This window comes from Sphingosinicella sp. YJ22, assembly GCF_011320075.1.
Classification (GTDB): domain Bacteria; phylum Pseudomonadota; class Alphaproteobacteria; order Sphingomonadales; family Sphingomonadaceae; genus Allosphingosinicella.
On sequence record NZ_JAANPA010000010.1, the window covers coordinates 63,223 to 72,604 of the forward strand.

The following is a 9,382-nucleotide window of genomic DNA, read 5'->3' on the forward strand; positions in this document are numbered from 1 at the left end:
AGCGTTATGAAAGGCTTGGTCACGTTCGTCGGGGTGCTGCTTCTTGCCGCGGGTCTGCTGTTCGCAGGGCAGGGCGCGGGGATTATCGACTGGCCGTCGGGCAGCTTCATGCTCGGCGCCGACCGGTGGGTGACCTACGGTCTCGTCCTCGCCGGAATCGGCCTCTTGCTGATCATCGTGGGCTGGCGCCGTCGCAGCCTCTGACCCGCCGGACATCCACCGTTCAGCAGGGCGCCTTCATTGCGCCTCCGAAATCATGGCGAGAGGAGCGAAGCGCGTGTTGAAGCGAGTGGCGAGCGCGGTGTTGCTGATGACCGGTGCGGCCGGCTGTACGACGATGGCGGACCGGCCGATCCCGATCGAGTCGGAATCGATCAGCTACGAGACCGGCCCCTGCTTCGGCGCGTGCCCGGTCTACCGCGTGACCGTCAGCCCTGACGGCGCCGGCACGTTCGAGGGGCGGCGCTTCACCGCGGTGACCGGCGAGCGCAGCTTCCGCATCACGCCCGAGCAATATCGCGCCTTCGCCGCCCAGCTCGCGCCGCTCCGCCCGGCGGAAGGCTCGGTGCGGATATCGGGCGAGGCGTGCCGCCAGATGGCGACCGACCTGCCGTCCGCCGAGGTCACCTGGTTCAGCCCGATCGGCAACTCGCAGAGCTATTATTTCTATTATGGCTGCGACATGGAGCGGAACCGCGCCATCGCCGACCGCCTCACCGAAGCGCCGCGCCTGCTGCCGATCCTCGGCCGCAACTAGTTTGTCATCCCCGCGAAAGGGGGGATCCAACTTCCTATTCAGGGGTGGCGAGCGGCGAGGGCAGCCGGATTCCCGCTTTCCCGGGAATGACAGTGAACCTACATCACCGGCCATGTCGTCGATCGTCGAGCAGAGCGAACGCGCGCGGGACATCTTCCGTCTGGTCGTCGAATCCTATCTCGATTCCGGCCACCCGGTCGGCTCGCGCACCATCGCGCGCACTTCGACCCTCAACCTCTCGCCGGCGTCGATCCGCAACGTCATGCAGGATCTCGAGGAGGCGGGCCTGCTCGCCGCGCCGCACACCTCGGCCGGCCGGATCCCGACCGAGCACGGCCTTCGCCTGTTCGTCGACGGCATCATGCAGGCCGCCGAGCCGACGCCCCAGGAGCGCGCCGCGATCGAGGGGCTGATCGACCGCAGTGGACCGATCGAGGAGGCGATCAGCAACGCCACCGCGGCGCTTTCCGGCCTGTCCGCCTGCGCCGGCATCGTGCTGGTGCCGAAGGAGGAGCCGGTGCTTCGCCAGCTCGCCTTCGTGCCGCTGTCGCCGCGCCAGGCGCTGGCGGTGCTGGTCGGCGCCGACGGCTCGGTCGAGAACCGGGTCATCGATCTGCCCGCGGGAGTCAGCGTCTCCGCCCTCAACGAGGCGAGCAACTATATCAGCGCGCGCCTCTCCGGCCTGACCCTGCGCGAGGCTCAGGCACGGCTCGGCGCGGAGATCCGCGACGGTCAGGCCGCGCTCGACCAAGCCGCACAGCAGCTCGTCGCCCAGGGCCTCGCCGTCTGGTCGCAGGACGGCGCGCGCCGCCCGGTGCTGATCGTGCGCGGCCAGGCCAACCTCATCGATCCCGAGGCGGCCGCCGACCTCGAGCGGGTCCGCCAGCTGCTCGGCGAGCTCGAGGGCAAGGAGGAGATCGCCCGCCTGCTCGACCGCGCCCGCGCCGGCGCCGGCATGAAGATTTTCATCGGTAGCGAGAACGAACTGTTCGCCCTGTCCGGCTCGTCGGTGATCGCCGCGCCCTATCGCGGCGGCGACGGCAAGGTCGTCGGAGTCGTCGGCGTGATCGGCCCGACTCGGTTGAACTACGCGCGGGTCGTGCCCATGGTGGACTTCACAGCCAAGACATTGTCGAGATTGATGGGATGATTGACGAAAACGAGAAGCAGAGCGCCGATCAGGAAATCCTCGACGAAGAGCGTTCGGGTGACGAGGCGGCCAACGCCGACCTCGACCGCCTCGGCGAGCTCGAGCGCGAGCTCGAGGAAGTGCGCCAGCACGTCCTCTACGCCCAGGCCGAGACCCAGAATGTCCGCCGCCGCCTGGAGCAGGAGAAGCAGAACGCCCAGGCCTATGCCGCGACCTCCTTCGCCCGCGACATCCTGTCGGTGAAGGACAATCTCGAGCGCGCGCTCGCCACCGTTGGCGACGAGCTGCGCAGCGACGAGCGCCTCAAGGGCCTGCTCACCGGCATCGAGGCGACCGCTCGCGAGATCGACAGCGTGTTCCAGCGCCACGGCATCGCCCGCGTCGAATCCCTGGGCCAGAGCCTCGATCCGAACAAGCACCAGGCCATGCTGGAAGTGCCCAGCGACGAAGCCCCCGGCACGATCGTCCAGGAGCTCCAGCCCGGCTACACGATCAAGGACCGCCTCCTGCGCCCCGCCCTCGTCGGCGTCGCCAAGAAGCCGGACTGACCCTTATCCCTCCCTGTGCAGCATGGCTGCATGGGGAGGGGGACCGCTCGCGAAGCGAGTGGTGGCGGGGCTGTTCGAGCCTCACGCCGAGCCCCTCCCCCGCCTTCGGCGGTCCCCCTCCCCATCGCCTGCGGCGACAGGGAGGATAGCTAGATCCCGGCATACCACTCATAATCGGTGGTATCCTCCCACAGGCCGCCGCGCCCGCCATAAAGGTCAGTCAGCGTCGCCCGCGCCTCGATGCGGTGCAGATATTTGGCGTGCTTGTAGCCGAGCTGGCGCTCGACTCGGAGGCGCAGCGGCGCTCCGTTGGCGACGGGGAGCACCTGGTCGTTGAGTGCGTAGGCGAGGATGGTCTGCGGGTGGAAGGCGTCGATCAGGTCGATGCTTTCGTAATAAGGCCGCGGCCCGAACCGGTCCATGCAGTGGAACACGATGTAGCGCGCCTCGTCGCGCAGCCCGGCTGCGTCGAGGATCGGCCCGAGCACGGCGCCGGTCCACTTGCCGATCGCCGACCAGCCCTCGACGCAGTCGTGACGGGTGATCTGCGTGCGCCGCGGCAATCGCTGGACTTGGCCCAGCGACAGCGACAGCGGCCGCCGCACCAGCCCGTCGACGGTCAGCCGCCAGTCGGCGAAGCGGCCGGCGGCGAGGCCCTGATATTCCGGCGTGCTCGGCATGATCGTGCCGTTGGGACGGAACACCGGCGAGATGTCCGCCGCGCTGTATTCGCGGGCGAGCGCGTCGCGGGCCATGACCAGCCGCTGGGCGCGCATGTTGAGGCCCTCCGCCGAGCGAAGCACCGAGCGGAAGCGCTCGCTCTCGTTGAGGCGGTCGCAGCCCGCGACTCCAAGGCCGCCGGCGCCGATGATGAGCGCGCGCCGGCTGATCATCAATCCGCCTCCTTCGGCTGGGGGACGCGGTACCAGCCGGTGATCATCGCGCGCAGCTCGTTGATCGGCCCCGCGAGGACCACCATGACCACGTGGACCACAAGGAACAGCGCCAGCAGAATCGCGGCGATGAAATGGATCGAGCGCGCCGACTGGCGTCCGCCGAACAGGTCGAGCAGCCACGGCCAGGCCGCGTTCACTCCGGGCGACATGGTGAGCCCTGTGAGGATGACGAGCGGCAGCAGGATGAAGATCACGCCGAAATAGCTGAGCTTCTGCAGGCTGTTGTAGCGCAACGCCGCCTCGCCGGTCGGGAAGCGCAGCCGGGCATGGTCCTTGATCTCGCGCCACAGATGGCGCGGCGCGAGCTCGTTCAATCGCGGCCGGAGGTCGCTCTGCGCGTGCCGGTTCCACACGGCACGGACCAGGAAGACGAGCAGGCCGACGCCCAGGACCCATGCGAAGAACAAATGCCAGCGCCGCGCCGCCGCGAGATTGTAGGTCGACGGGATGGTCGCCCAGCCGGGGAAGGCGCGGTTCTGGACTCGGCCCTCGCCGTCGGTCCACCGCCCGAGCACGCCGGTCGTGCCGATCCGCGCGCTGCCCAGCTTGACGAAGCCGCCTTGGCCGTCGCTGCCGATCTGCAGCCAGGCCGGGTCGGCATTGGCGCCATATTGCCCCCAATAGAGGCGCGGATGGGCGTTGAAGATCATCAGCCCGCTCATCAGCATGACGATGACCGCGAGCGCGTTGACCCAGTGCCAGAGGCGCGTCGAAAGCCGGTGGCGCTTGACCAGGCGCGGCGTGGCGGCGGGTTCATCCATCCGACAACGAGCTTAGCCCTCTTTGTCATCCCCGCGAAAGCGGGGATCCAGCTTCTTTCAGAAGGTCGAAGAAGAGCAGCTGGATTCCCGCTTACGCGGGAATGACGGCTAGGGACCGAACGGGAGGAGCGGTTCCAGGTCCTTGAGCGGAGGCGCCCCGAGCGGCGCTCGGCCCATGCGCCACATCCACACATGGCGGACGATCTCGGCCTGCTGCTCGAGCCCGTACCAACTGAACGGCTTCCCCGGCACGAACTGGTAATCGTAGCGACAGAAGGGGTGGCGCATCAGCGGCAGGTACCATTTGCCGCGCGTCTGGGCCTGCCAGACATGGGTCATTTCGTGGATGAACAGCTCCTGCAGCCCGGGCCGGGCGGTCGCATAATCCTCCGCCCATTTCTCCGGAGCGCCGGGATGGACCCAGATATGGCCGTCCGGCGACATCACATATTTGGGCGGCTGGAAGAGAAACCATTTGCGCCGGTTCATCGTGACCGGCGCATAGTCGATCGCCTCGCCGAACACAGTCCGCGCCATCTCGCGCTCGCCGGGGGTGAGGGGACGCCGGGTCATCGCGGCCGGCCCTTAGTGATTCGCATGCGCCTGGCCGGGGCCGCGTACATCCGCCTCGACCGTGACTGCCGGAGCGCCCTCGAAGGTGAAGGTGAGGTTGAGTCGGTCGCCGACCTTGAGCGCCGGATCGACCCCGAACAGCATGGCATGCTTGCCGCCCGGCTCGAAGCGGACCTCGTCGTCCACGACCGCGACCCGCTCGATGGCGACCATTCGGGTCATGCCGCCTTCGCTGCGGGTCTCGTGAAGCTCGATCCGCTCGGCGCGCGGGCTGGCCACCGCCAGCAGGGTTCCGCCGCCGCCCGCGCCGCGCAAGGTGAAATAGCCGGCGCCCGGCCCGCCCGGCACGGCGGGCACCGTCACCACCAAGTCGGTGACCGTCACGGCCGGCTGTTGCGGGGTTCCCTGACAGGCGGCGAGGATGACCAGCGGCGAGGCTGCGAGAAACCGTCCGAACATGGGTCGTTCCCTATGGGCGGGGACTTCTTGTCGCAACCGCAACGGCACCTATATCGGCCCGGTAACAAGCTTCCGCGCCGCTAACGGGCGGGAGACGAACGAGTATTTAGAGGGGCGAAGAGGCTGAGATATGGCTAAAGTTATTGGCATCGACCTTGGCACGACCAACAGCTGTGTTGCCGTCATGGAAGGGGGCACCGCGAAGGTCATCGAGAATGCGGAAGGCGCGCGCACCACGCCATCCATCGTCGCCTTCACCAAGGAGGGTGAGCGGCTCGTCGGCCAGCCGGCCAAGCGCCAGGCGGTCACCAATCCCGACAACACGGTTTTCGCGGTGAAGCGCCTGATCGGCCGCCGCTTCGACGATCCCATGACCAAGAAGGACATGGAGCTCGTTCCTTACACGATTTCCAAGGGCCCGAACGGCGACGCCTGGGTCAATGCCGGCGGCAAGGATTACAGCCCGTCGCAGATCAGCGCCTTCATCCTCCAGAAGATGAAGGAGACCGCCGAGGCCTATCTCGGAGAGACCGTCACCCAGGCGGTGATCACCGTCCCCGCCTACTTCAACGACGCCCAGCGCCAGGCGACCAAGGACGCCGGCCAGATCGCCGGCCTCGAGGTGCTGCGCATCATCAACGAGCCGACCGCGGCGGCGCTCGCCTATGGCCTCGAGAAGAATGACGGCAAGACCATCGCCGTCTACGACCTCGGCGGCGGCACCTTCGACATCTCGATCCTCGAGATCGGCGACGGCGTGTTCGAGGTGAAGTCGACCAACGGCGACACCTTCCTCGGCGGCGAGGACTTCGACGCCAAGATCGTCGATTACCTCGCGGACGAGTTCAAGAAGCAGGAAGGCATCGACCTCCGCAACGATCGTCTCGCCCTTCAGCGCCTCAAGGAAGGCGCCGAGCGCGCCAAGATCGAGCTGAGCTCGGCTCAGACCACCGAGGTCAACCTGCCCTTCATCACCGCCGACCAGAACGGGCCGAAGCACCTCGTCAAGTCGATCACCCGCGCCGATCTCGAGCGCCTCGTCGGCGACCTCATCAAGCGCACTCTGGAGCCCTGCAAGAAGGCGCTCGAGGATGCCGGCGTGAAGGGCGCCGACATCGACGAGGTTGTCCTCGTCGGCGGCATGACCCGCATGCCGCGCGTCCGTGAGGTCGTGAAGGAGTTCTTCGGCAAGGAGCCGCACACCGGCGTCAACCCGGACGAGGTCGTCGCCATGGGCGCCGCCATCCAGGCCGGTGTCCTTCAGGGCGACGTCAAGGACGTTCTTCTGCTCGACGTGACCCCGCTGTCGCTCGGCATCGAGACCCTGGGCGGCGTGTTCACCCGGATGATCGACCGCAACACGACCATCCCGACCAAGAAGTCGCAGACCTATTCGACCGCTGAGGACAACCAGAATGCGGTGACCATCCGCGTTTTCCAGGGCGAGCGCGAGATGGCCGCGGACAACAAGATGCTCGGCCAGTTCGACCTGGTCGGCATTCCCCCGGCGCCGCGCGGTGTTCCGCAGATCGAGGTCACCTTCGACATCGACGCCAACGGCATCGTCAACGTCCACGCCAAGGACAAGGGCACCGGCAAGGAGCAACAGATCCGCATCCAGGCGTCGGGCGGCCTCCAGGATTCCGACATCGAGCGCATGGTCCGTGAGGCCGAGCAGTTCGCCGAGGAAGACAAGAAGCGCCGCGAGACGGCCGAGGCCAAGAACAATGCCGAGAGCCTTGTCCATTCGACCGAGCGCCAGCTCGAGGAGCATGGCGACAAGATCGATGCCGGTTTGAAGGGCGAGATCGAGGGCGCCGTCGCCGAGGTGAAGACCGCTCTCGAGGGCGGCGACACCGAGACGATCAAGACCAAGGCGCAGGCCCTCGCCCAGTCGGCGATGAAGCTCGGCCAGGCGATCTACGAGAAGGACCAGCAGGCCCAGGCCTCGCCGGGTGCCGAACAGGCCGGCGAGGCGCAGACCGCGGCCGCCGGCGACGAGGATGTCGTCGACGCCGAATATTCCGAGGTCGACGAGAACAAGGGCTAAGATCTTCCTCCCTCTCCCCGCTTGCGGGGAGAGGGCCGGGGAGAGGGGGCTGTGAGAGAGGCGATGAAGGTAGTTCCATGGTGACGGATCTTCCCCTCTCCGGGGCTGTGCCGCAGCCCCTCCTCTCCCCTGAAGGGGAGAGGGTGTGAGTATGCTTGACGCTGATTATTACGAGCTGCTGCAGGTCGAACGCAGCGCCGACGACAAGGCCATCAAGTCCGCCTATCGCCGCCTGGCGATGGAGTGCCATCCGGACCGCAATCCCAATTGCAAGGTCTCGGAGGAGAAGTTCAAGGCGATCAGCGAGGCCTATGACTGCCTCAAGGATCCGCAGAAGCGCGCGGCCTACGACCGCTTCGGCAAGGCCGCCTTCCAGAATGGCGGCAACGGCCACGGCGCCCAGGATTTCGGCCAGTTCAACGACATTTTCGAGACCGTCTTCGGCGAGTTCATGAATGCCGGCCGCGGCAGCGACCGCCGAACCAATGTGCGGCGCGGCTCGGACCTGCGCTACGACCTCGAGATCGAGCTGGAGCACGCCTTCGCCGGCAAATCGGTCGACGTCACCATCGACAGCACCGCCAAGTGCGAGCCGTGCGACGGCTCCGGCGCCAAGGCGGGAACCTCGGCGCGCCAGTGCAATCTGTGCGGCGGCCGCGGCCAGGTGCGTGCGCGCCAGGGCTTCTTCGTTCTCGAGCAGACCTGCCCGAGCTGCCACGGCGTCGGCGAGGTGATTGCAGATCCGTGCACAGCCTGCCACGGCGACGGCCGCGTCCAGAAGCGCAAGTCGCTGTCGGTCACCATCCCGGCCGGAGTCGACGAGGGCACCCGGATCCGTCTCGCCGGCGAAGGCGAGGCCGGGGTCCGCGGCGGCCCTCCGGGCGATCTCTACATCTTCCTGCACATGGCCCGGCACGCGGTGTTCCAGCGCGACGGCTCGACCCTGTTCGCGCGCTGCCCGGTCAGCTTCACCACCGCGGCGCTGGGCGGCTCGATCCAGGTGCCCGGCCTCGACAAGAAGCCGCACGAGGTGAAGATCCCCGCCGGCATGCAGTCGGGCAAGCAGGTCCGAATCCGCGGCGGCGGCATGCCGGTGCTCAACAGCCGCGGCCATGGCGACATGGTGATCGAGGTCCATGTCGAGACCCCGACCAGGCTCACCGCGCGCCAGAAGGAGCTGCTCGAGGAGTTCCGCTGCACCGAGACCGGCGATGAATGCCCCGAGGCGCAGGGCTTCTTCCAGAAGATCAAGACGATGCTCGGCTGACGCCGGGTCACGTTCGGCGGCATTTTAGGCTATACTCCCGCGCTTCGCGCGAGTCGCTCGACGCCGGGGCACGCCGCCGGCCCGCGCCAGGGGGTGCGGCCATGGCTTCGACCGGCGGCGACACCATTGCAGACTCCGGCATCGCGGCCCGCGAGCGGGTCCGGCTGAGGCCGGTCGGCTTCTGGAGCTATTCGCGCCAGGACGACGAGCTGTCCTTCGGCAAGCTCAGCAACCTGCGCAAGCTGCTGATGGCCGAGGTCCAGCAGCTCTACGGCAAGGAACGCGTCCAGATATTCCAGGACGCCGCGGCGATCGTCCACGGCGCCGAGTGGGAGCGCGAGATCCGCACGTCGCTGGCCGACGCGACCTTCTTCATCCCGATCATCACGCCCAACTTCATCCAGTCCGAATGGTGCTCGCGCGAGGTGTCGATCTTCCTCGAGCGCGAGCAGGACATCTACCGCGCCCATCCCGATCTCCCGCGGCGCGGCCGGATCCTGCCGATCCTTCTGATCGACGTGACCGGCGTCGAACCCCACGATCCTTCCGTGCTCGCTGCGCTCGAGGCGCGACAATGGTTCGATTACAGCCGCTATCGCCTGCGCAACCTCCAGGACGAGCAGGTCCAGCAGGCGCTGTCCGAATTCGCCGCGAGCATCCGCGAGCTGCTCAACCTCAAGGCGTCGCCGCAGGTGAGCGCCGAGGAGCGCGAGCGGGAGTCGGCGGCGCAATCGGCCGCCGCCGCCCGCGCCGCGGAAGAGCAGCGCAAGGCCGCCGCCGCGGCCGAGAAGCAGCGTCGCCGCGCCGAGAAGAAGGAGCGCGAGCGCCTCGCTGCCGAGGCCGCCGCCGCGCGCCTCGCGG

The 9,382-nt window shown here is 67.7% G+C and carries 11 protein-coding genes; 7 read left to right on the forward strand and 4 right to left on the reverse strand.

Annotated elements, in window-relative coordinates; translation table 11 throughout:
- The first annotated feature begins 6 nt into the window (after window positions 1-6).
- The 4 genes from G7B71_RS05645 to grpE all read left to right on the forward strand — a co-directional run bounded on the left by G7B71_RS05645 (window position 7) and on the right by grpE (window position 2,455).
- Window positions 7-204 (forward strand): hypothetical protein, encoded by a 198-nt coding sequence (locus G7B71_RS05645; protein ID WP_166038747.1) that lies wholly within the window; start codon window positions 7-9, stop codon window positions 202-204.
- A gap of 73 nt (window positions 205-277) precedes the next feature.
- The gene (locus G7B71_RS05650) at window positions 278-757 is read left to right on the forward strand and encodes a DUF6438 domain-containing protein (protein WP_243406119.1); all 480 of its coding nucleotides are present in this window, start codon (window positions 278-280) and stop codon (window positions 755-757) included.
- Between the two features lie 112 nt (window positions 758-869).
- Window positions 870-1,907 carry a heat-inducible transcriptional repressor HrcA gene (hrcA, locus tag G7B71_RS05655; RefSeq protein WP_166038751.1) on the forward strand — a complete coding sequence of 346 codons (1,038 nt, stop codon included), beginning with the start codon at window positions 870-872 and terminating at the stop codon, window positions 1,905-1,907.
- Window positions 1,904-2,455 (forward strand): nucleotide exchange factor GrpE, encoded by a 552-nt coding sequence (gene grpE, locus G7B71_RS05660; protein WP_166038753.1) that lies wholly within the window; start codon window positions 1,904-1,906, stop codon window positions 2,453-2,455. Before hrcA ends, grpE begins: the two co-directional genes overlap by 4 nt.
- A 149-nt stretch (window positions 2,456-2,604) precedes the next feature.
- Here grpE and G7B71_RS05665 read toward each other — a convergent pair whose 3' ends face one another.
- The 4 genes from G7B71_RS05665 to G7B71_RS05680 form a co-directional block, all read right to left on the reverse strand.
- Window positions 2,605-3,348 carry a molybdopterin-dependent oxidoreductase gene (locus G7B71_RS05665; RefSeq protein ID WP_166038755.1) on the reverse strand — a complete coding sequence of 248 codons (744 nt, stop codon included), beginning with the start codon at window positions 3,346-3,348 and terminating at the stop codon, window positions 2,605-2,607.
- A complete protein-coding gene (locus G7B71_RS05670; RefSeq protein ID WP_166038757.1) occupies window positions 3,348-4,172 on the reverse strand; it encodes a cytochrome b/b6 domain-containing protein in 825 nt (274 codons plus the stop codon). Before G7B71_RS05670 ends, G7B71_RS05665 begins: the two co-directional genes overlap by 1 nt.
- A 108-nt stretch (window positions 4,173-4,280) precedes the next feature.
- Window positions 4,281-4,745 carry a vgr related protein gene (locus G7B71_RS05675; RefSeq protein ID WP_166038759.1) on the reverse strand — a complete coding sequence of 155 codons (465 nt, stop codon included), beginning with the start codon at window positions 4,743-4,745 and terminating at the stop codon, window positions 4,281-4,283.
- A 12-nt stretch (window positions 4,746-4,757) separates the two neighbouring features.
- Window positions 4,758-5,204 carry a copper chaperone PCu(A)C gene (locus tag G7B71_RS05680; protein ID WP_166038760.1) on the reverse strand — a complete coding sequence of 149 codons (447 nt, stop codon included), beginning with the start codon at window positions 5,202-5,204 and terminating at the stop codon, window positions 4,758-4,760.
- 130 nt (window positions 5,205-5,334) lie between these two features.
- Here G7B71_RS05680 and dnaK point away from each other — a divergent pair, with 130 nt between their 5' ends.
- The 3 genes from dnaK to G7B71_RS05695 all read left to right on the forward strand — a co-directional run.
- Window positions 5,335-7,254, forward strand: coding sequence for a molecular chaperone DnaK (gene dnaK, locus G7B71_RS05685; RefSeq protein WP_166038762.1), 1,920 nt, complete (start codon window positions 5,335-5,337; stop codon window positions 7,252-7,254).
- 151 nt (window positions 7,255-7,405) lie between these two features.
- A complete protein-coding gene (dnaJ, locus tag G7B71_RS05690; RefSeq protein WP_166038774.1) occupies window positions 7,406-8,521 on the forward strand; it encodes a molecular chaperone DnaJ in 1,116 nt (371 codons plus the stop codon).
- Window positions 8,522-8,622: 101 nt separating this feature from the next.
- Window positions 8,623-9,382, forward strand: a 760-nt coding sequence (locus tag G7B71_RS05695) for a toll/interleukin-1 receptor domain-containing protein (protein WP_166038764.1), incomplete at its 3' end; no start/stop codon positions are given.